The 21,441-nt window shown below is 69.4% G+C and carries 18 protein-coding genes; 10 read left to right on the top strand and 8 right to left on the bottom strand.

Annotation, left to right across the window (positions count from 1 at the left end):
- Positions 1-75: 75 nt before the first annotated feature.
- From OG390_RS26570 to OG390_RS26580, 3 genes are all read left to right on the top strand, one after another.
- A complete protein-coding gene (locus OG390_RS26570; protein ID WP_406171661.1) occupies positions 76-1,047 on the top strand; it encodes a pirin family protein in 972 nt (323 codons plus the stop codon).
- A gap of 189 nt (positions 1,048-1,236) precedes the next feature.
- Positions 1,237-2,025, top strand: a complete 789-nt coding sequence (locus tag OG390_RS26575) for a VOC family protein (protein ID WP_406171663.1) — start codon at positions 1,237-1,239, stop codon at positions 2,023-2,025.
- 91 nt (positions 2,026-2,116) lie between these two features.
- The gene (locus OG390_RS26580) at positions 2,117-3,166 is read left to right on the top strand and encodes an AI-2E family transporter (RefSeq protein WP_406171665.1); all 1,050 of its coding nucleotides are present in this window, start codon (positions 2,117-2,119) and stop codon (positions 3,164-3,166) included.
- On the opposite strand, the gene OG390_RS26585 is transcribed toward OG390_RS26580, so the two are convergent.
- Complete coding sequence (locus tag OG390_RS26585) at positions 3,133-5,319, bottom strand: SpoIIE family protein phosphatase (RefSeq protein ID WP_406171667.1); 2,187 nt, start codon at positions 5,317-5,319, stop codon at positions 3,133-3,135. The two genes, OG390_RS26580 and OG390_RS26585, sit on opposite strands and share 34 nt — an antisense overlap.
- A 181-nt stretch (positions 5,320-5,500) precedes the next feature.
- On the opposite strand from OG390_RS26585, the gene aspS reads away from it, so the two are divergent.
- Positions 5,501-7,261, top strand: coding sequence for an aspartate--tRNA ligase (aspS, locus tag OG390_RS26590; RefSeq protein WP_406171669.1), 1,761 nt, complete (start codon positions 5,501-5,503; stop codon positions 7,259-7,261).
- Between the two features lie 117 nt (positions 7,262-7,378).
- Complete coding sequence (locus OG390_RS26595) at positions 7,379-8,329, top strand: intradiol ring-cleavage dioxygenase (RefSeq protein WP_406171671.1); 951 nt, start codon at positions 7,379-7,381, stop codon at positions 8,327-8,329.
- 83 nt (positions 8,330-8,412) lie between these two features.
- Here OG390_RS26595 and OG390_RS26600 read toward each other — a convergent pair whose 3' ends face one another.
- The 4 genes from OG390_RS26600 to OG390_RS26615 all read right to left on the bottom strand — a co-directional run bounded on the left by OG390_RS26600 (position 8,413) and on the right by OG390_RS26615 (position 11,887).
- Complete coding sequence (locus OG390_RS26600) at positions 8,413-9,849, bottom strand: VCBS repeat-containing protein (protein ID WP_406171673.1); 1,437 nt, start codon at positions 9,847-9,849, stop codon at positions 8,413-8,415.
- Positions 9,850-10,008: 159 nt separating this feature from the next.
- The gene (locus OG390_RS26605; RefSeq protein ID WP_406171674.1) at positions 10,009-10,452 is read right to left on the bottom strand and encodes a hypothetical protein; all 444 of its coding nucleotides are present in this window, start codon (positions 10,450-10,452) and stop codon (positions 10,009-10,011) included.
- Positions 10,449-11,375: a hypothetical protein gene (locus OG390_RS26610; RefSeq protein ID WP_406171676.1), complete on the bottom strand. Its 927-nt coding sequence runs from the start codon at positions 11,373-11,375 to the stop codon at positions 10,449-10,451. Before OG390_RS26610 ends, OG390_RS26605 begins: the two co-directional genes overlap by 4 nt.
- Before the next feature lie 80 nt (positions 11,376-11,455).
- Positions 11,456-11,887 (bottom strand): ATP-binding protein, encoded by a 432-nt coding sequence (locus OG390_RS26615; RefSeq protein ID WP_406171678.1) that lies wholly within the window; start codon positions 11,885-11,887, stop codon positions 11,456-11,458.
- Positions 11,888-12,131: 244 nt separating this feature from the next.
- Between OG390_RS26615 and OG390_RS26620 the strand changes: the two genes are divergently transcribed.
- The 4 genes from OG390_RS26620 to OG390_RS26635 all read left to right on the top strand — a co-directional run bounded on the left by OG390_RS26620 (position 12,132) and on the right by OG390_RS26635 (position 14,345).
- On the top strand, positions 12,132-12,983 hold the full coding sequence (locus OG390_RS26620) for a helix-turn-helix domain-containing protein (protein WP_406171680.1): 852 nt from the start codon (positions 12,132-12,134) through the stop codon (positions 12,981-12,983).
- Between the two features lie 3 nt (positions 12,984-12,986).
- Entirely contained in the window at positions 12,987-13,166 is a 180-nt protein-coding gene (locus OG390_RS26625; RefSeq protein ID WP_406171681.1) for a DUF397 domain-containing protein, read from the top strand.
- Complete coding sequence (locus OG390_RS26630) at positions 13,163-13,564, top strand: hypothetical protein (protein ID WP_406171683.1); 402 nt, start codon at positions 13,163-13,165, stop codon at positions 13,562-13,564. Before OG390_RS26625 ends, OG390_RS26630 begins: the two co-directional genes overlap by 4 nt.
- A gap of 121 nt (positions 13,565-13,685) precedes the next feature.
- Positions 13,686-14,345: a hypothetical protein gene (locus OG390_RS26635; RefSeq protein WP_406171685.1), complete on the top strand. Its 660-nt coding sequence runs from the start codon at positions 13,686-13,688 to the stop codon at positions 14,343-14,345.
- Between the two features lie 286 nt (positions 14,346-14,631).
- Here the strand turns inward: OG390_RS26635 and OG390_RS26640 are convergent, their stop codons facing one another.
- The 3 genes from OG390_RS26640 to OG390_RS26650 form a co-directional block, all read right to left on the bottom strand.
- Positions 14,632-15,114 (bottom strand): hypothetical protein, encoded by a 483-nt coding sequence (locus tag OG390_RS26640; RefSeq protein ID WP_406171687.1) that lies wholly within the window; start codon positions 15,112-15,114, stop codon positions 14,632-14,634.
- 202 nt (positions 15,115-15,316) lie between these two features.
- Positions 15,317-17,032, bottom strand: a complete 1,716-nt coding sequence (gene metG / locus OG390_RS26645) for a methionine--tRNA ligase (protein WP_406171689.1) — start codon at positions 17,030-17,032, stop codon at positions 15,317-15,319.
- Positions 17,033-17,195: 163 nt separating this feature from the next.
- Positions 17,196-19,007: a VWA domain-containing protein gene (locus OG390_RS26650; protein WP_406171691.1), complete on the bottom strand. Its 1,812-nt coding sequence runs from the start codon at positions 19,005-19,007 to the stop codon at positions 17,196-17,198.
- Positions 19,008-19,239: 232 nt separating this feature from the next.
- Between OG390_RS26650 and OG390_RS26655 the strand changes: the two genes are divergently transcribed.
- Positions 19,240-21,309, top strand: a complete 2,070-nt coding sequence (locus OG390_RS26655; protein ID WP_406171693.1) for a PhoX family protein — start codon at positions 19,240-19,242, stop codon at positions 21,307-21,309.
- The last annotated feature ends 132 nt before the right edge of the window (positions 21,310-21,441 follow it).

A 21,441-nucleotide genomic window follows, 5' to 3' on the forward strand; every position in this document is an offset into this window, starting at 1 on the left:
CCTCCGGGCGTCCGTTGTTATGGGTGGCGGAAAGTTCATCGTTCAACTAAACTCGGACCACAAGGAGGTACCGACATGCCTGCAGTGACTGTCGAGAACCCGCTGACCCTGCCCCGTGTGGTCGCGCCCGCCGACGCCGTAGCCCGTCCCGTGCTCGCCGTGACGACCGCGCCCAGCGGCTTCGAGGGCGAGGGCTTCCCGGTCCGCCGGGCGTTCGCCGGGATCAATTACCAGCACCTGGACCCGTTCATCATGATGGACCAGATGGGTGAGGTTGAGTATCAGCCTGGGGAGCCGAAAGGGACCCCGTGGCATCCCCACCGCGGCTTCGAGACCGTCACCTACATCATCGACGGGATCTTCGACCACCAGGACTCCAACGGCGGTGGCGGCACCATCACCAACGGAGACACCCAGTGGATGACCGCGGGTGCGGGCCTGCTGCACATCGAGGCCCCGCCGGAGCACCTGGTTGTCTCGGGCGGCCTCTTCCACGGTCTCCAGCTGTGGGTGAACCTGCCGGCCAAGGACAAGATGATGCCGCCGCGCTATCAGGACATCCGCGGCGGCAACGTCCAGCTGCTGACTACGCCCGACGGCGGCGCGCTGCTGCGGGTCATCGCCGGTGAGCTGGACGGCCACCAGGGCCCCGGCATCACCCACACCCCGATCACGATGATCCACGCGACGGTGGCACCGGGCGCGGAGCTCAACCTGCCCTGGCGCGAGGACTTCAACGGCCTGGCGTACGTCCTGGCCGGCAGCGGCACGGTCGGCACCGACCGTCGTCCGGTCAAGCTGGGCCAGACCGCCGTCTTCGGCGACGGCTCCGCGCTGACCGTCCGCGCGGACGAGAAGCAGGACTCCCACACGCCGGACCTGGAGGTCGTCCTTCTCGGCGGACAGCCCATCCGTGAGCCGATGGCGCACTACGGCCCGTTCGTCATGAACACCCGCGAGGAACTCCAGCAGGCGTTCGAGGACTTCCAGAAGGGCCGGCTCGGGACGATCCCCGCCGTGCACGGGATGTCCGAGAGCGGGCTGTAGGCCTCCGTCGGACGAGTCACGGGAAAGCCCCGTCCGTTTCACCGGACGGGGCTTTCCCGTGCGCGCGTGCTGTTCGGCATGCCCGCTCGGTGCTCGGCGGGTAGCTTGTCGGGCAGACGTGTCGGCGGGGTCATCGCGACCCGGCTCTTCTCCTCCGAGCCACCGCAACTCACCTGCTAGGAGCGCTCCATGCTCACCTCGACAGACGTTCCGGGCGGGCCGAACTGGCTCGACCTGGGGACACCGGACATCGACGCGGCCGCCGCCTTCTACGAGGGCACGTTCGGCTGGCAGTTCCAGTCCGCGGGACCGGAGGCCGGGGGGTACGGCTTCCTGCAGAAGGACGGCAAGACCCTGGCCGCGGTCGGCCCGCTGACCGAGGAGGGGGCGTCGTCCGCCTGGACGGTCTACTTCCGCACGCTGGACGCCGACGCCACCGCGAAAGCGGTGGAACAGGCCGGCGGCACGGTCCGCTTCCCGCCCACCGACGTCTTCACCGAGGGGCGGATGGCCGGTTTCACGGACCCCACGGGCGCCGAGTTCGCCGTATGGGAAGCCCGGGACATGGACGGCCTGGAGGTCGTCAACGAGCCCCGCACCCTCAGCTGGATCGAGCTCTACACCACCGATGCCGCGGCTGCGAAGGATTTCTACCGCACGGTCCTGTCGTGGGACATGCGCGACATGCCCATGGGCCCGGACGTCGTCTACACCATCGCCGGTCCCGCGGGCGGCGGCGAGACGACCATGCACGGCGGCATCATGCAGCTCCCGGCGGAGCACATGCAGCGCGGTTCGTCCTCCGAATGGCACCCGTACTTCGAGGTCGAGGACTGCGACACCGTGGTGGCCAGGGCCCAGGAGCTGGGCGCGACGGTCATCATCCCCGCCGTCGACGCCGAAGGTGTCGGACGCCTCGCCATGCTGCTCGACCCGTTCGGAGCGCCCTTCGCCGTGATCACCAGCGCCACGGCCTGACCGTACCGCGTGGCGCCGGTCGCTGACGCTGTGTCACCCGGGCGGGCCCTCACCGGAGGACGGCGCGCCCGGCGCGTGTTCGGGTGGAAGCGTGCAGCTACTCCCCGAAGGCGCCCGGCGGCTGGCCGCGTGGTGCGTCGTGCTCCTGCTCGTCGCCGGTGTGGCGTGGGTCGGGGTCCGGCTGTGCGGGGAGTTCCGTACGGCGGTGGTGCCGGTACTGCTCGCCCTGCTCGGGACCGCGCTGCTCAGGCCGCTGTACCGGCAGTTGGTGAAGGTACGGGTCAACCGGTCGCTCGCCGCCGGGCTCACCTGTGTCGCCGTGGTCGTGGTCGTCGGTGGCGCCGTCTACATCGTCGTCGCCGCGCTCATCGACACCGGGGACCAGATCGTCGCCTCGCTCAAACAGGCGGCGAAGTCCGTCGCGGAGCACTTCGGGGCGGCGGGCACCTCCCTCGACGACCTCGCCTCCAACTCCAAGGATCTGCTGACCAAGTTCGGCGGCACGGCCGCGTCCAATGTCATCAGCGGCGTGAGCGTCGTGGGCGAGTCCATCGCCGTGGCCGTACTGGCGTTGCTGCTCGTCTTCTTCTTCCTGCGAGACTCGCACCGGGCGGTCGGCGCGCTTCGGTCGCTGGCGCCGCGCGGCACCTCCGACACGGTCGAAGCCATGGCCCGGCGCGCCTTCCAGGCCGTCGAGGGCTTCATGCGCGGGACGACGATCATCGCGCTCATCGACGCCCTCTGCATCACCATCGGGCTGCTGATCCTGCGCGTCCCGGGCGCGGTGGGGCTGGGTGCGCTCGTCTTCGTGACCGCGTACATCCCGTATCTCGGCGCGTTCCTCTCCGGCTCGGTGGCCGTGCTGGTCGCGCTCGCGGACCGGGGGTTCGTCATCGCGCTGTGGGCGCTCGGGGTGGTCCTCGCCGTGCAGGTCCTGGAGGGGCATGTGCTGCAGCCGATGATCCAGAGCCGGACTGTGCAGATGCATCCGGCGGTGGTGATGCTCACGATCACGGGGGGCGCGTCCGTCGCCGGAATCCTGGGCATGCTGCTCGCCGTCCCGCTGACCGCGGCCGCGTTCGGGGTCGTCTCGGAACTGCGGACGCGCTACGCCTCGCCGGACGGCTCGGCGGGCTCGTAGAACTCGAACCAGATGCTCTTCCCCTCGCCCCGCGGGTCCACGCCCCACGATTCCGCGAGGAGCTCCATGAGCACCAATCCCCGCCCCGAGGACGCCAGTTCCCCGGGATGGCGCCGGTGCGGCAGGTCGTCGCTGGCGTCGGTGACCTCGACGCGTATCCGCCGCTTGCCCGGGTCGCCCGCCACCTCGGCGACGAGCAGCGCGTCGGCGTCGGTGTGCACGAGGACGTTGGTGACCATCTCCGAGACGAGCAGGACCGCGGAGTCGCGCTGGTCCTCGCAGGCCCAGTCGTGGAGGAGTTCCCGCACCTGCTGGCGGGCCCCGGCGATCCGCTCGGGCTCGGCCTGCGCCACGGTCAGCATCGTGCGCCGCATCGGCGGCCGTACGGCCGTGACCGTGTCGCCGCAGCCGCAGCCGGGCGCCACCCGGCACAGCAGCAGTACGGCGATGTCGTCCTCGCGCCGGTCGGCCAGCGGCCCGGTGGTGTGGTGCGAGGAGGGCCCATGCACGGCCTGGACCAGGGCTTCGGCGAGGGACTCCATGTCGCCGTCGTGGGCTTCGAGGGTCCGGCGGATGCGCCGCCAGCCGGTGTCGAGGTCGTGGCCCCCGGTCTCGATCAGCCCGTCGGTGCAGATCAGCATGGTTTCCCCGGGCTCCAGGACGAGCCGGGTCGTCGGGTAGTCGGCGTCCGGATCGATGCCGAGCGGCAGCCCGCCCGCGGTCGGCCGCATCAGCACGGTTCCGTCGGTCATGCGTATCGCTGGGTCCGGGTGCCCGGCGCGGGCGATGTCGAGCGTCCCGGTCGCCGGGTCGACCTCGACGTACAGGCAGGTCGCGAAGCGCAGGTCAGCGCCGTCGTCCCCGTCGGGCCCGCCGCCCGCGCCCTCACTCGTACCGCCGCCGCTCGACCCGTACGTCACCGAGTCCGTGACCCCGTACAGGAAACGCGAGGCCCGGGAGAGTACCGCGTCCGGGCGGTGGCCCTCGGAGGCGTACGCGCGCAGGGCGATGCGGAGCTGGCCCATCAGGCCGGCCGCGCGGACGTCGTGGCCCTGGACGTCGCCGATGACCAGGGCGAAGCGGCCGGTGGGGAGCGGGATCATGTCGTACCAGTCGCCGCCGACCTGCAGGCCGCCACCGGTGGGCACATAGCGGGCGGCGACGGTCATGCCCGGGATCTCGGGGCCCAGCGTGGGCAGCATCGAGCGCTGGAGGCCGTCGGTCAGCTCCCGCTCGGTCTCGGCGGCTCCGGCGCGCGAGAGGGCCTGCGCGAGCATGCGGGCGACGGTCGTCAGAACCGAGCGCTCGTCGGGCGTGAAGCTGACGGGATACGCGAAGGCCGCCATCCACGCGCCCATGGTGCGCCCCGCGACGGTGAGCGGCAGGAAGGCCCAGGAATGCCGGCCGAAGGTCTGAGCCAGCGGCCAGGAGACGGGGTAGCGTTCTTTGTAGTCCTCGGGGGAGGAGAGATAGACGGCACGGCCGGTGCGGACGACCTCGGCGGCCGGATAGTCCGTGGTCAGGGACATGTGCGAGAACGGTTCCTCGGCCCCCGGCAGATGCCCGTGATGACCGATGATCGTCAGCCGGTCGCCCTTCGCGCCGAAGACGGCGAGCCCGTCCGGCGAGAACCCGGGCATCGACAGGCCGGCCGCGACCCGCAGCACCTCCGCCGTGGACCGCGCCTCGGCGAGCGCCCGTCCCGCGTCCAGCAGGAACGCCTCCCGAGAGCGGCGCCAGTCGCCGGTGACGGGGGTGCGCGCGGCGGCTCCCGGCGGCTGCTCGCTGACCTCCTGGAGGGTGCCGATCAGCTCGTACTCCCCGGTCTGCGGGTCGATGATCGGCTTGGAGCGGCTGCGGACGGTCCGGATCACCCGGCCGTGCTCGTCCATGATCCGCATCCGGGCCTCGGCGAGAGTGCCCTCGGCGACGGCGAGCTGCACGACTCCGTCGATCTCGTTCCAGTCGACGGGATGGAAATGGGCGCGTGTGCCCGCCTCGGTGAGTGTCGTGGGCTTCGGGGGCAGCCCGATGAGCCGGGCGGCTTCGGCATCGAAGGTGACCAGCCCCGCGGCGTTGTCCCAGCGCCACAGGCCGGTCGCGAGGGCGGCCAGGACGTCCCCCACGCCGGGCAGGGGCTCACCAGTGCGCATTGCCCCACTGTATGAAGAGGTAATCGATGCCTGCCACCGAGAGTATTGGGGAGTGGCGATCTTGGGGTGCCCGGTACCCTTGGGAGGTCCGGGCTTCGGCCCCGACGTTTCACGTGAAACAGACCCGGATGAGCAGATCCGGATCATCAGCCCCCAATCCGCGAAGACTGGATGAACGACGATGCATCGGTACAGGTCCCACACCTGCGGCGAGCTCCGCGCCTCTGACGTCGAAAGCGACGTCCGGCTGAGCGGCTGGCTGCACAATCGCCGAGACCTGGGTGGCATCCTCTTCATCGATCTGCGCGATCACTACGGCATCACGCAGCTGGTCGCCCGCCCCGGCACGCCCGCCTACGAGGCCCTCGACAAGCTCTCCAAGGAGTCGACGGTCCGCGTCGACGGCAAGGTCGTCTCGCGCGGCGCGGACAACGTGAACACGGACCTGCCCACCGGCGAGATCGAGGTCGAGGTGAGCGAGGTCGAGCTGCTCGGTGCGGCCGCCCCGCTCCCGTTCACGATCAACGCGGAGGACGGGGTCAACGAGGAGCGGCGCCTGGAGTACCGCTTCCTGGACCTGCGCCGCGAGCGCATGCACCGCAACATCCTGCTGCGTACGGCCGTGATCTCGGCGATCCGTCACAAGATGACGGCGCTGGGCTTCAACGAGATGGCGACGCCGATCCTGAGCGCGACCTCCCCCGAGGGCGCCCGCGACTTCGTCGTGCCCTCCCGTCTGAACCCGGGCAAGTTCTACGCCCTCCCCCAGGCTCCGCAGCAGTTCAAGCAGCTGTTGATGATCTCCGGCTTCGACCGCTACTTCCAGATCGCGCCGTGCTTCCGCGACGAGGACGCGCGCGCGGACCGCTCGCCGGGCGAGTTCTACCAGCTCGACGTGGAGATGAGCTTCGTAGAGCAGGAAGACGTCTTCCAGCCCATCGAGACGCTCATGACGGAACTCTTCGAGGAGTTCGGGAACGGCCGTCATGTGACGTCCCCCTTCCCGCGCATCCCGTTCCGCGAGGCGATGCTGAAGTACGGCTCCGACAAGCCGGACCTGCGGGCCCAGCTGGAGCTCGTCGACATCACCGACATCTTCGAGGGCTCCGAGTTCAAGGCCTTCGCGGGCCGGCACGTACGCGCCCTGCCGGTGCCGGACGTGTCGTCGCAGCCCCGGAAGTTCTTCGACCAGCTCGGTGACTTCGCGGTCTCGCAGGGCGCGAAGGGCCTGGCCTGGGTCCGTGTCGCCGAAGACGGCTCACTGACGGGGCCGATCGCGAAGTTCCTGACGGAGGAGAACGTCGCGGAGCTGACGAAGCGCCTGTCGCTCTCCGCCGGCCACGCGGTCTTCTTCGGAGCGGGCGAGTTCGACGAGGTCTCGAAGATCATGGGCGCGGTGCGGGTGGAAGCCGCCAAGCGCGCCGGTCACTTCGAGGAGAACGTCTTCCGGTTCTGCTGGATCGTCGACTTCCCGATGTACGAGAAGGACGAGGACGGGAAGATCGACTTCTCGCACAACCCCTTCTCGATGCCGCAGGGCGGCCTGGAAGCCCTGGAGACCCAGGACCCGCTGGACATCCTCGGCTGGCAGTACGACATCGTCTGCAACGGCGTCGAGCTGTCCTCCGGCGCGATCCGGAACCACGAGCCCGAGATCATGCTCAAGGCCTTCGAGATCGCGGGCTACGCCCGTGAGACCGTCGAGGAGCAGTTCGCCGGCATGCTCCGCGCCTTCCGCTTCGGCGCCCCGCCGCACGGCGGCATCGCCCCGGGCGTCGACCGCATCGTCATGCTGCTCGCGGACGAGCCGAACATCCGCGAGACGATCGCGTTCCCGCTCAACGGCAACGCGCAGGACCTGATGATGGGCGCGCCGACGGAGCTGGACGAGGCCCGTCTGCGGGAGCTGCACCTCTCGGTGCGGAAGCCGCAGCCGAAGTAGTTCTTCGTGTGAGGGTGGCTCGGAACCGACACCGGTTCCGAGCCACTTTTGCGTGAACACGCGAAACCACAGTCCTTACCCACGTCATTGACAGGTTCCGTCCCTAGCGTCCGGCGCATGACTGAGACCCAAGGACCGGCGCACAAACGGAACATGACGCGACGCAAGGTCGTCGTAGCAGGTGGAGCGGCTGTCGCGGCCGTGGGCGTGGGCGGCGGCATCGCCGTGAACGCGTTCGCGGGCGAGACGGGCGGCGACGCCTCGTCATCAGCGTCGAGCGCCGAGACGTGCTACAAGCTCACCACGGAGACCACCGAGGGCCCGTACTACATCGACGCGGACAAGATCCGCCAGGACATCACCGAGGACCAGGAGGGCATCCCCGTGACCCTCGAGCTCAAGGTGATCGACGCGGAGACCTGCAAGCCCGTCAAGAACGCGGCCGTCGACATCTGGCACTGCACGGCGCTCGGCGTGTACTCCGGCTACGAGGCGATGGGCAGCGGCGGAGCGGGTGGCGGTGGCACCCCGCCGTCCGGTGCTCCCTCCGACGCCCCCTCGGGGACGCCCACGGGCGAGCCCCCGTCCGGCGCGCCCTCGGGCGGCACCGGCGGCGGCCACTCCGAGCCCACCGACGACGAGCGGTACCTGCGCGGCACCTGGAAGACCGACAAGCACGGCTACGTCACCTTCAAGACGATCTTCCCGGGCTGGTACCAGGGCCGCTGTGTGCACATCCATGTGAAGGTCCACGTGGACGGCGAGTGGACGTCCGCCGGTTACGAGGGTGGCCACACCTGCCACACCGGCCAGCTCTTCTTCGCCGAGAAGGCGGTCCTGGCATCGGCGGAGGTGTCCCCGTACTCCACGAACACCACCACCCGCACGACCCTCGACGAGGACACGATCTACCCGGACAACGGCCACGAAGGCGGCCTCCTGTACCTCAAGTACAACAAGAAGAACATGGCCAAGGGCGTCCACGCCCACCTGACGATGGGCGTCGCCCCGGACGAGACTCACGACAGCACGGACACGCAGCCGAGCGCGTCGGCTTCGGCGAGCTGATCCTCGTACGGACATGACACGAGGGGCCCGGAACCAGCACGGTTCCGGGCCCTTCCCCATGCCCCTCTTGGTTGTCCTGCCGCTCAGATCACATTGAGCAGGCCGTTGCCGCCCAGCAGGACCAGGGTGCTCTGGGTGAGGCCGACCGAGGAGGGAAGGATCATCCTGCTGCCTGTGGTCGTGGGGCGTGTGGAGGCGCCGGGCAGGACCCAGACCGCGCCGAGCGAGAGGTTCTCCCCGGATGCGCTGATGAAGAGCTCCGGCTTGCCGTCCCGGTTGATGTCGGCGGCCGAAACCGTGGTCCCGAAGAAGTCGTCGGTCTCCGAGCTGCCCGGCATACCGGAGGTGTCCTGCGTGTAGGAGTACGACCCGGTGCCGAGCGCGCCCGACGCCCGGCCGGGGATCACGGTCACCATTCCGGCACGCTTCGCGCCGCCGAGGCTTTCGTACGGGGTCCCGACGACGATGTCGGCAAGATCGTCGTGGTTGAGGTCGACCACCGCCACGGACCCGCCGAAGGCGTCGTACTTTTCGCTCGTGCCGGGTACGCCTGCGGTGTCCTGCGAGATGCGCACGGGCTGCGCGTCGGTCGCGATGCCATCCGCCGACCCGTACCAGACGGAGACACTCCCGCCCAACGCGCCGTCCGCGCCCGGGACTTCGGGCTCATCCGGGTCGCCGACCACCAGGTCGTCGTACCCGTCGCCGTTGAGGTCGCCGTAGGCCGCGACCAGACCGTTGCCCTTCTTCAGGGAGGTCGGCCGGTCGGCCCCGGACTCGGGGTTCAGATAGATCTCGCCGCCGGTCAGCCCGCTCATGCGTGAGGTGATCACTGCCTCGTCCGGCGACAGGTCCTCATTGACGTCGCCGAGCGCGACGGTCTCGACGGATGGGGTTCTCTGGTTCAGGGAGGCGGATCCAAAGGTGCCGGTACGGCGGAACGGTCCCCGGAAGCGGACGGATCCGTCGTACCCGCTGACCAGGACCTCGGTGTCCGGGCCCGGCCCGCTGCTGAGTGCGGCGACATCGAGACCGAAGTACCCGGGGTCGTCGGAGGGGGTTGGCAGGTTCGTGCCGTTGGTCAGCCCGCCGCTGCCGCCCCACAGGACCGTGACCAGGCCGGAGTCGGCGCCTTGGGAGGTGTCCTCGTAGGGCGTCGAGACCACAAGGTCGGCGTAGCCGTCGCGGTTCAGGTCGGCCGTGGTGGTGGCGGTTCCGAAGCCGTCGTACGCCTCGCTGGTGCCCGGCACTCCGGAGGTGTTCTGCGTGATGGTCTTCCGCCGCGTCGTCGAGAGTCCGGACGCGGATCCGTACAGCACGACTACCGCACCGGCGCTTTCCTTGCCGGACACGTTCGCGCCGGGAGCGGGCAGAACGGCGTCGCGATACCCGTCACCGTTAAAGTCGCGGGGAACCGGCCCGTGCACGGCGGCGGCGGGAGCGGCGGGCAGCAGCGCGCCCCCGACCACCCCGGCCAGCACGATCGCCGCGGCTCTCCACCAGCCTCTGGTTCTGGTCATGCGAGCATTTGTCATGTGAGCCCCTTCGCCCCAGGCGCAGCACCTGTGCGCCGACATCACGCGGGGATTGTAAAGCGCCCGGGGCCGTGTGCTCCGGGTGCTCCACTCATTGCTCAACCTGGCGGTCAGAACAGGGACTTGCAGCCGGAGCACTGACAGTCAAGGCGAGGGTTCCTGTACGTGTCCGGGCTCTGCCGCGAACAGGTCCTCGGTACGGGTGACGGTGAAGGCCAGGTTCAGCCACCGGGTGAGCGTGGCCAAGTCTGAGCAGGCTGTGACGCGTTCCCAGGTGTTGCCGGTGATGTGGACGTTCCTGGCCTGCAGGACCCTGAGCACCGCCGTGGCACGCCCCTCGGCGAATCCGTCGGCCCATCCCTCTGTGTATTCCTCGGCCCAGCCTCCTGCCTCGGAACGCAGGTAACTGACCTCGTGCAGCGCGAGGGAATCGCGTCGGCTGATTTCGTTCAGGTGCGCGTTGTGGTCGGCGATCGCCTGATCTGTGGGCAGGCCGATGGCCATGCAGAGCGCCGTGACCGTCATGCGACCCCTCAGCTTCTCCTGAAGTTCCGGGCTCAGCCGGTCGAACTGGAGGTCTGGCTTCATGGGGTGGCGTCCTCCGAGACGTCGCCGTCCCCGGTGAACAGGTCCTCCGCGTGAGCGACTGTTCCGGCCCGGTCGAGCCAGTCGTTCAGACGATCGAGGTCGGTGCATGCGGTGATGCGTTCACGGACGACGTCGGAGATGGGGAGGCCGCGCACCTCCAGGACACGCAGGATGCCCTTGGCTTCACCCTTGGCTTCACCCTTGGCCTCTCCCCTCGCCTCACCTTCGAGGAAGGTCTTCTCAAGCAGTGTGCCCCGGCCGGGGAAGTAGTTGACGAACGTCACGATGTTCCTCCATTTGTCTCCGGCGGGGGATGCCCCCAGGGCACTGTCCAGGAACTGGTAGAAGTAGCTGGCGGCGTCCGGCTCCATGCCCGCAAGGGCACGGCCCAGTGAGTCCAGTATGCCGTCGACGTCGGGGCTGTTGGCGTGTGCCAGGGCGGAGAACGCGGCCATCGCGGGCTTCTCGGCCGCGGTTCTCTCGTCGGCGATCACTGGGAGGTTGTCCGGCCCGACGACCAGCGGGTACGTCCGCTGCGCGGTCCAGCCGCGGGCTCCGCAGTCGAATGGACCGGCTGCCCATTTGGTGGTGGCCCGGTCCCGGCAGACGACGAGAAGCAATACGGGCAGGCTGTACTTCGCTTGGAGATAGGCGACGTAATAAGGCCAGCTTGACTCCTTCTTGCGGTCTCGTCGTTCCTGCGCCTCGACGGCGAGCAGGAAGTCGTCCCCGTCGGAGGGCCCGACACGCAGCACGGTGTCGATGTGCCGGGCCATGGGTTTGGCCTCCGTGGCGTCGGTGGCTACCGCGTAGACGGCCGCCTTCTCGGGTAACTCGATGCCCAGCACCCCAAACACGGGAGCCAGGATCTCGGGCCGCTCCTGGAAGATGCGGTGCATGCCCTCGTGAGCTGATGTGACCATGTGCGCAACCTAGGTGGATCAAGGACCGTGGTGCCCGGCCGATGGCTATGCGTTCACTCTTTCGGGGACAGCGAAAACGTTCACGCCGTCGCGGCCAGTTCGCACCAGATGTACTTGCCGTTGCCGACGACGTTCTTGGTGTCCCGTTGGGGGACCCAACCCCAGGTGTTGGCGCAGCTGCGGACGAGGGTGAGGCCGCGGCCTGAATCGGCGTCCGGGGTGGTGTGCCGGGGCGGGTGCGATGGTGTGGGGTCCGCGTCCCAGACGCCGATGCGGAGGGCGCCGTTTTCCGCGCGGAGCTTTATGGCTGCGGGGCCCTTTGTGTGTTGTACGGCGTTGGTGACCAGCTCGGTCGCCAGCAGCTCGGCGGCTTCCGTGAAGTGGGGGAGGCCGTGGGCGGTGAGGATCAGACGGAGCGTGCGGCGGCAGATCGTGACGGCGCGGGGGTCGTTGGGGATGTAGAGGGTGTACTCCCAGGGTTGGTCGTCGGTGGTTTCTCCGGTTTCGGGCATGCGGGACTCCTGGTCAGGGAGGGGGAGTTGGGGGGAGCTGTGGTTTTCGGGCGGTGGCATGCCGCCCCCGTCATGGCGTGGCGGGGCGGTGCGCTTCCGGGGGCCCCGGGGTTCCGCAGCGTGTGCGTCGCGTCACTGAAGGTAGGGGAGAAATTTCTCCTCGCGCAAGCCGTGAGCGTAATCTGGCACCCGAACGAGGTCACCAACCGGCGCTGCAAGCAGTGCCGTTGAGGAGATGAACCGCATGGCGCCGAGGAGTCAGCCCACCGCGCGTCAGGTGCGACTGGGGGCCGAGTTGCGCAAACTGCGGGACGCGGCAGGGATGTCGGCCCGTGAGGTGGCAGAGCTCCTGTCGTCCACCTCGGCGCAGATGAGCCAGGTCGAGTCCGGCCTTTCCGGGGTCAGCGAGGAGCGCGTACGGAAGCTTGCCGCCCTTTACGCCTGCGCGGAGGAGGAGTTGATCGAGGCGCTGGTGGCGATGGCGACGGATCGTACGCGAGGCTGGTGGGAGGAGTTCCGTGGTGTGCTGCCACCCGGCTTCCTCGACCTGTCTGAGCTTGAGCATCACGCGCGCTTCCTGCGGGTGATCTCCACAGCTCACGTGCCGGGTGTACTGCAGACCGAGGAGTACGCCCGAGCCGTGTTTGCCTACATGGTGCCGGAGTTGCCGGCGAGTGAGCTGGAGCCGCGCGTCGCGCACCGTATGCGCAGGCGGGTCGTGGTCGAGCAGGACGAGGCGGTCTCGTACGAGGCAGTCGTGCACGAGTCCGTGCTCCGGACACGTGTTGCCGATCGCCGCGCAGCGCGGGCCCAACTCGAGGAAATCCTGCGGCAGTCGGAGCGCCCGAACGTCTCGGTACGTGTCATTCCGTTCGACGTGGACGGCTTCGCCGGTGCCAACGCTTCGATGCTGTACGCGGGTGGTCCCCTGCCTCAACTGGACACCGCCAAGCGCGATGCGCCCCACGGGGGCCCGTTTCTGGACGCGCAGTCCCAGCTCGCCCGGTTCCGAACGCTCTTTCGTAAGGTGGAGTCGGCTTCGCTCGACCCGGCGAAGTCGCGGGACTTTGTGCACCGTATGGCGAAGGAGCTGTAGGGCGTGAACCAGTGGCAGAAGTCCTCCTACTCCGGAGGCGGCGATGGTGACGAGTGCGTGGAACTCGCCCACGGCAATGGCACGTTGCTGCTCCGCGAAAGCGACGAGCCCGCCCGAATACTCCCCGTCTCCCGAGACGGCCTCGCCGCCCTGCTCAAGCGGATCCACGCGGACCGTACGTGAGCGACGACGAGTTCGCCCGCGTCCTCGAAACCGTCCTTCGGGACCTCCGCGCCCAGTGCTCCGTACAGCCCGACGTGCGCGAGCCCGAAGACGACTACCCCGGCCTCATGCTCCACGCCCCCGACGGCTCCGGCCAGGGCGTGTACTGGGGGCCGGACGACCGGCCCGGTGTGCGGCTCGCCGAGGTCGCGGACCAGGTGCAGGAGTGGGCGGTCGAAGCGCTGTGGACGGAGGGCGAGTCGGCGGTGTGGCCGCGCTGCCCGGCCCATCCGGACTCGCATCCGTCGGCCGCGACCGTCGTCGAGGGCGTGGCGGTGTGGGTCTGCCCGAAGACCGGGGTGAGCGTGAGCCGCATTGGCGAACTTCCCCCACTGGGGGACACCGTCCGCACGCCGTGACGGCCTCGTCCCGGCTCTGTGACACCAGGCGTTCCAGTGCTGCGGTGGGACGACGCCGTTGCTACGGTCCCGCTCCGGGGTGCGGCCGATGAGGCCGCTTGTGACCAGGGGGACGTCCCAGATGAATGCCAACCGCCTCAGACCCGCCGTGCTCGCGCTCACCGCCGTCGCACTGACCGCCATGCTCACCGGGTGCCAGAAGGACGGCTCTGCCACCGGGGCCGGCGGGGTGCCGAGCGCGGGTGCCACGGCCGCACCATCGCTCAGCAGGACGGCCGGGGCGCCCGACGGGGCGCCTAGCGGGGGAGCCACGGCCACCTCGTCGTCCGGTGCGGCCGACAGCGGCACGCCGGCCGCAAAGCCCGCCGTCCAGCACACCGGATCAGCAGCGGCCGGCGCGCCGGCCGCCAAGTGTGTCGACGAGCCGCCGAGCCCGGACCACGTCGACCCCGACGAGATCGCCGTCTACCGCGTCGAGGAACTCGACGGCAGCACCGGGAAGGTGAACCTCGTCATCCAGCACGGGGCCTGGGGATGCCCGGGGAAGGACACGGACGGCGCGCCCTTCGTCGTCACGGGCGAGGACAGCCGCTGGGCACTCGACCAGGCCGCGTATGTCACCGCCACCAACCCCATCACCGACAGCAGTGAGAACCAGCGGATCGGCGTGCAGGAGCTGATCGACTGGATCGATGCGCACCCCGACTCCGGCCTGGTGTTCAAGTACGAGACCGGCGACGACGGGGCCATCCACCGCCTGGAGCAGGTCTTCACGCCGTAGTCGGTGGGCGCCCGGCCGATCTCCGCCCTGGCTGAAAATCCCGGCAACCTTTCCCCTCCCCGCGACCATTGATGAGTCGGAAGCCCCGTTCACCGGGGCTCCACACGCACAGCACGTGCTCCACAAACACGTAAGGACTCATCCTTGGCATCCCCCTCTACACCATCAACTCTCGGGCCAAAGCCCAGGTAATGGCCCGGGGCGCTTCCTCTGTCCCGGGCCTTTCGGATCGGCCCTGGCGAGACGGTCGGGGCGAGGTCCGTGCCGCGCGGCGGCGGGGTGTCGCTCAGGTGTCGTACGTTCCGTCCCACGGCTCGCCGAAGCCGAGGCGGTCCGGGTAGAGCTCGGCCCAGGCCTCGCCCTCGTCCTCTCCCGTCACCAGGCCGAACAGCACGCCGTCGACGGTGAGGTGGAAGGGGCGGATCGCGATGTCCGTGTAGGAGCGGCGCGGGAGGCTGCGCAGGAGCTTCGCCAGGTGGACCCGGGCGCGGGAGAGCACCGAGTCGTCGCCGTGCGGGTTGCGCTGCTGTTCGGCCCAGGTGCCGGCGCACCAGATCTCCGAATCGCGGTAGCTGCCCGCGGAGTCGAAGGTGTGGAGCACCACGTAGAGGCGCTTGTGCTCTTCCCAGCCGTCGTCGGGACGGAACCCTTCGGGGAAGGCGTACGTGATCGTCGCCAGAAACTGACCGTCCGCGTACCGTCCGATGGTCTCGGTACGGTGCTTCGGCTCGTAGGCGATCGGAATGAGCTCGGGGACTGGGACTGCCATGGCGGAAACCATACGGGTGAGCGGGGACATGCCAGAAGCGGGGGCCACCCCTTCGACACCCGCCTTCGCCCGCTCCTGAGCGGTTTGCTCTCAGGCTCCCGTCGCGCCGTTCCGCCATGTTGTGGCCTTTCCGTCGCCGGTGGTGCGCGGGTATGGCGAAGGCCCGGGAGCGGTACGCTCCCGGGCCCCGATCGCCGGTGGATCACTCCGGTGCGCCGCCGAAGCGCTCCTTGTACGTCTCCAGGTCCTCGTCCGTGATCTTGGCGAAGAGGACCGGGGGGACCGTGAAGGGGGTGCCGGCGGGGACCGAGTCCAGGGACTTGGCCTCGTCGGTCGTGACCCAGGCGGCCGTGTCGTCCGTGAGGGCGAAGGCCGAGCGCATCGCGCGGGAGGACGCGGGGATGAAGGGTTCCGAGACCACCGCGTAGAGGTGGATCAGGTTCATCGCCGTGCGCAGGGTCAGCGCCGCGCCCTCGGGGTTGGTCTTGATCTCCAGCCAGGGGGCCTTCTCCTCCAGGTAGGAGTTGCCCGCCGACCACAGGGCGCGCAGCGCCGCCGCGGCCTTGCGGAACTGGAGGGCCTCCATCTGGGTCTCGTACTCGGCCAGGAGACCCGCGATCTCCTCGCCCAGCTTCGCCTCCGCCTCGCCCGCCTCCGCGCCCGCCGGGACCTCCTCGCCGAAGCGCTTCTTGGAGAAGGACAGGACGCGGTTGACGAAGTTGCCGAGGGTGTCGGCCAGGTCCTTGTTGACCGTGGCCGTGAAGTGCTCCCAGGTGAAGGACGAGTCGTCGGACTCGGGGGCGTTGGCGATGAGGAAGTAGCGCCAGTAGTCGGCCGGGAGGATGTCCAGCGCGTGGTCGGTGAAGACACCGCGCTTCTGGGACGTGGAGAACTTTCCGCCGTAGTACGTCAGCCAGTTGAAGGCCTTGACGTAGTCGACCTTCTTCCAGGGCTCACGGACGCCGAGCTCCGTGGCCGGGAACATCACCGTGTGGAACGGGACGTTGTCCTTCGCCATGAACTCCGTGTAGCGGACCGTGTCGTCCGCCTCGTACCACCACGACTTCCAGTCGCGGTTCTCCGGGTCCTGGTCCGCCCACTCCTTCGTCGCGCCGATGTACTCGATCGGGGCGTCGAACCAGACGTAGAAGACCTTGCCCTCCGCCGCCAGCTCCGGCCATGTGTCGGCCGGAACCGGGACGCCCCAGTCCAGGTCACGGGTGATCGCGCGGTCGTGCAGACCCTCCGTCAGCCACTTGCGGGCGATGGAGGAGGCGAGCTGCGGCCACTCGTGCTCGTGGCGCGCCACCCACTCCGAGACCTCGCTCTGGAGCTTCGACTGGAGCAGGAAGAGATGCTTCGTCTCGCGGACCTCCAGGTCCGTCGAGCCGGAGATCGCCGAGCGCGGGTTGATCAGGTCCGTCGGGTCCAGCACGCGCGTGCAGTTCTCGCACTGGTCGCCGCGCGCCTTGTCGTAGCCGCAGTGCGGGCAGGTGCCCTCCACATAGCGGTCCGGGAGGAAGCGGCCGTCCGCCGGCGAGTACACCTGGCGGATCGAGCGCTCCTCGATGAAGCCGTTCTCGTTCAGGCGGCGCGCGAAGTGCTGGGTGATCTCGCGGTTCTCCGGGCTGGAGCTGCGGCCGAAGTAGTCGAAGGCCAGCTCGAAGCCGTCGTACACGGCCTTCTGCGCGTCGTGCGCCTGCGCGCAGAACTCGTCGACCGGCAGGCCCTGCTCCTTGGCTGCCAGCTCGGCCGGGGTGCCGTGCTCGTCCGTCGCGCAGATGTAGAGAACGTCGTGACCGCGCTGGCGGAGGTACCGGGAGTACACGTCCGCCGGGAGCATGGACCCCACCATGTTGCCCAGGTGCTTGATCCCGTTGATGTACGGAAGGGCGCTGGTGATGAGGTGTCGAGCCATCGCGGGCTGCTCCCAAGTCGCTACGTGGGGTGACGATCGTCGGTTCAGGTCGTGTCGTCGGTCGTCTTACGAACCTTGAAATCGTAGCCGACATGGGTGGGCCGCCCGCTTCCCGTTTTAAGGGGTGGGAAGGGGGCGGCCCGGTTCCTCGTGGCGGGGGCGGCTACGGGCGCCAGTTCTCCAGTACGCCGTCGTAGATCTCCGCGTCCGTCAGCTCGCGCGGGGTCGGGCCCGCGTGGAAGAAGGCCGTGTTGTCGGTCTTCAGCTTGCGGAGATAGTCGAAGGCCTTGTTGTCGTGCTCGCCGAAGGCGACGAACGAGAAGAAGACGGTGGGGTGGTCCTTCGCCGCGTCCGTGAGGGACTGGGTGGCGGGGGTCTTGGCGTCGGGGGCGCCGTCCGTCTGGAAGATCACGAGGGCCCGCTCCGCGTCCGGGTGGTGCTTCTCGTGGTGGGTGAGCACTTCCTGTACGGCGGCGTGGTAGCTGGTGCGGCCCATGCGGCCGAGCCCTGCGTGCAGGTCGTCGATCTTGTTCTCGTACTCGGTGAGGGTGAGCTCGCCGGTGCCGTCCAGCTCCGTGGAGAAGAAGACGACGTGGACGGTGGACTCCGGTTCCAGGTGGGCGGCGAGGGCGAGGGCCTGTTCGCCGAGGGCCTGGGCGGAGCCGTCCTTGTAGTACGGGCGCATGCTCGCGGAGCGGTCGAGGACGAGGTAGAGGTGGGCTCGGGTGCCGGTGAGGTCCCGCTTCTTCAGCGCGGTCCCCGCTTCCCTGTACGCCGTGACCAGGCTCGGGGCGTGGGTCTTGACGTGGGTGAGGGGGGTTGCGGGCTTGCCGGGCGCCTCGGCTTCGCCTTCGGCCTCCACCTCGGCTTCGCCTTCGGCCTCCACCTCGGCTTCGCCTTCGGCCTCCACCTCGGCTTCGCCTTCGGCCTCCACCTCGGCTTCGCCTTCGGTGGCTACCGGCTCCGGGTCCGTGGACTCCTCGGCCGTCGGTTCGGGCTCGGCCTCGGCTTCGCCTTCGGCCGTGTCGTTCCCGCCCGCACCACCCGTGCTGCTCTCGTCGTCGGCTGCGGGTGGCCCCTGTGGGGCCTGATCGCCGTCGGCGGCCGCCGGCTCGTCCGCCTGTGCGGCAGCCGGCTCGTCCACGTGCGCCGATGCGGGCTCGTCCGCCCGTGCGGCGACGGGAGCGGGCTCCTCGGCGACGACAGGGTCCGGCTCTGCAGCAGCTACCTCGACCACGGGCTCCGGCTCTGCCGCCGGGACCTCTTCCGCTACGGGCTCGGGGGCGGCCTCGACCTCGGTCCCGGACTCGACCTGGGGCGCGGGTTCCGGCTCGGCCGCGGTGACGGGCTCAGCCTCGGTCTCGGTGACGGGCTCAGCTTCGGCCGCGGGCTCCGGTTCAGCCTCGGCCGAGGGCTCAGCCTCAGCGACGGGCTCCGGCTCGGTCTCGGTGACGGGCTCGGCCTCGGCCGCGGGCTCCGGTTCAGCCTCGGCCGAGGGCTCAGCCTCAGCGACGGGCTCCGGCTCGGTCTCGGTGACGGGCTCGGCCTCGGCCGCGGGCTCCGGTTCAGCCCCAGCCGCGGGCTCAGCCTCGGGCTCGGCCTCAGTCGCAGCCTCGGGTGTCACCTCCGCCACCGTGGGCTTCGCCGCCTCCGGTGTCCCCTCCAGTGTCTCCGCCTGAGGCGCCGACGCCGGCTTCGGGACCGCTACGTTGTCGAATGCCGCCGACACCAGCTCGTCCACCACGGACGGATTGGCCTCGGGCGTCGGCTCCGGCTCGGGTGAAGGAGACGGAATCTTCGGCTCGGCGGCGGACTCCTGTGCGGGAACCCGTTCGGCCTCCTCGGAGGAGGGAACCGGTTCGGCGGCGGGGGCCGGAACCGTCGGAGCCGAGGCCTCTCGCGAGGTCTCCGCGTCGGCGTCACGACCCTTGCGTGAGCGGCCGAACGCGTTCCGCAGGAGAGTGAGAATGCCCATGTGCGCAACCCTTCGCGTGAGTTGATGCCCGTTAATCCCTGGCCAGGACGGACACGTAAGGTTAGCGGCCGCCGCCGGTGATCTTGGGCAGGGGCGGGGGGCCGTAATGCCGCCGTGTCAATACCCCCTCGGCTCCCACAGGTTCACTCTTCGTTCATCGGAGTGCAGCGTTCCTGCACGCACGCCCCCCTAGCGTCACGTTGACACCAAGGACTCGCATGGGGAGAGTAAAGTGCGCAGACTGCTGCCGTTGATCGGAACGCCGGGGACATCAGGAACGCATCCGGGCGGCCGCTCCGCCATGACCTGTCGGTTCCGCTGTGGTGACGCCTGCTTCCACGAGGTGCCCAACACCAGCGACAACGCGTACGTCGGTGACGTCATCGCCGGCGCGCTCAGCCGTCGTTCGATGATGCGGGCCGCGGCCGTCGTCACGGTGGCCACGGCGACGGGCGCGGCGGTCGTCGGCACGGGCGCCCCGCAGGCCCGAGCCGCGACCGAGTCGGCGTACAAGGGCGAAAAGGGGGCGCGTGGGCTTCGCTTCACGCCCGTCGCTCCGAACACCACCGACGCCGTCGTGATCCCGGACGGATATCGGCAGAACGTCGTCATCCGGTGGGGCGAGCCCATCCTCCGCGGCGCCCCCGCCTTCGACCCGGAGAACCAGACCGCCGCGGCCCAGGCGGGCCAGTTCGGTTACAACAACGACTTCCTCGCTCTCCTCCCGCTGCCCGCGGAGCACGGTCGTCAGGTCCTCGTCGCCAACCACGAGTACACCGACGAGATCCTGATGTTCCGGGGGTACGACGCCGAGAACCCCACCCGTGAGCAGGCCGAGGTCGCCTGGGCCGCGCACGGCCTGTCCGCTGTCGTCGTGCAGAACGACCACCGCACCGGCAAGCTCACCGCCGTCTCCCGCCACCCCCTCAACCGCCGCGTCACCGCCACCACCGAGTTCCGGCTCACCGGCCCGGCCGCCGGATCGGATCTGCTGAAGACCTCCGCCGACCCGACCGGTCGCAAGGTCCTCGGCACGCTGAACAACTGCTCCGGCGGTACGACCCCCTGGGGGACCACCCTCCACGGCGAGGAGAACTTCAACCAGTACTTCGCCAACAGCAGCCGTGCCACGGACAAGCGGTACGGCATCGGCACGGGCCCCACAGAGCGCAAGTGGGAGCGTTTCGACAAGCGGTTCGACGTCGCCCAGGAGCCGAACGAGGTGCACCGCTTCGGGTACGTCGTCGAGTTCGACCCGTACGACCCGACGTCCACGCCCCGCAAGCACACCGCCCTCGGCCGCTTCAAGCACGAGGCGGCGACCGTGCGTCTGACGGAGGACGGCCGGCCCGTCGTCTACACCGGTGACGACGAGCGCTTCGACTACTTCTACAAGTTCGTCGGCAGCAAGCGGATGAAGAAGGGGCCGAGCAGGGCCGTCCGCGAGCACAACCTCTCCCTGCTCGACGAGGGCACGCTGTACGTCGCCAAGCTCACCGGCGACTCCCCGGCCGCCGACATCGACGGCAGCGGGACGCTGCCGGCCGACGGCGAGTTCGACGGGAGCGGGGAGTGGATCCCGCTGGCCACCGCGACCGCCGACGGCGCCGTCTCGCACGTCGACGGGATGACGGCCGAGGAGGTCTTCGTCTTCACACGGCTCGCCGGCGACAAGGTCGGCGCGACCAAGATGGACCGACCCGAGGACATCCAGCCCTCGCCGCACACCGGCAAGGTGTACGTCGTCCTCACCAACAACACCAACCGCGGCAAGACCGGTTTCGCCGCCGCCGACGAGGCCAATCCCCGCAACGCCAACAAGCACGGCCACATCCTGGAGCTCACCGAGCGCCGCAACCGCGCCGAGAGCACCACCTTCGCCTGGTCGCTGTTCCTCGTCGCGGGCGACCCGGCCGACCCGGCCACCTACTTCGCCGGCTTCCCGAAGGACAAGGTCAGCCCGATCTCCTGCCCCGACAACGTGGCCTTCGACTCGTACGGGAACCTGTGGATCTCCACCGACGGCAACCAACTCGGCTCGCACGACGGCCTGTTCGGTGTCGCGACCAAGGGTGAGCGGCGCGGTGAGCTGAAGCAGTTCCTGACCGTGCCGACCGGCGCGGAGACCTGCGGCCCGCTCGTCCAGGACCGGCGCGTGCTCGTCGCCGTGCAGCACCCGGGCGAGATCGACGGCGCGTCCGTCGAGAAGCCGGCGAGTGTCTGGCCCGACGGCCCCGGGAAGATCGTCCGACCGGCAGTGGTCGCGGTGTGGCGCACGGACGGCTGCGACGTAGGGGTCTAGCGGTAGCTGTGCATACGGCAGGGGGCGCTCTTCGAGTCGAAGAGCGCCCCCTGCCCGTACCGGATCACCTGGAGACCGCGGATCGTGACGGCACCGCCGATGCGTTCAGCGGACTTCGGTCCCTCGACGCAG

The organism is Streptomyces sp. NBC_00996 (assembly GCF_045162675.1).
GTDB lineage: Bacteria > Actinomycetota > Actinomycetes > Streptomycetales > Streptomycetaceae > Streptomyces.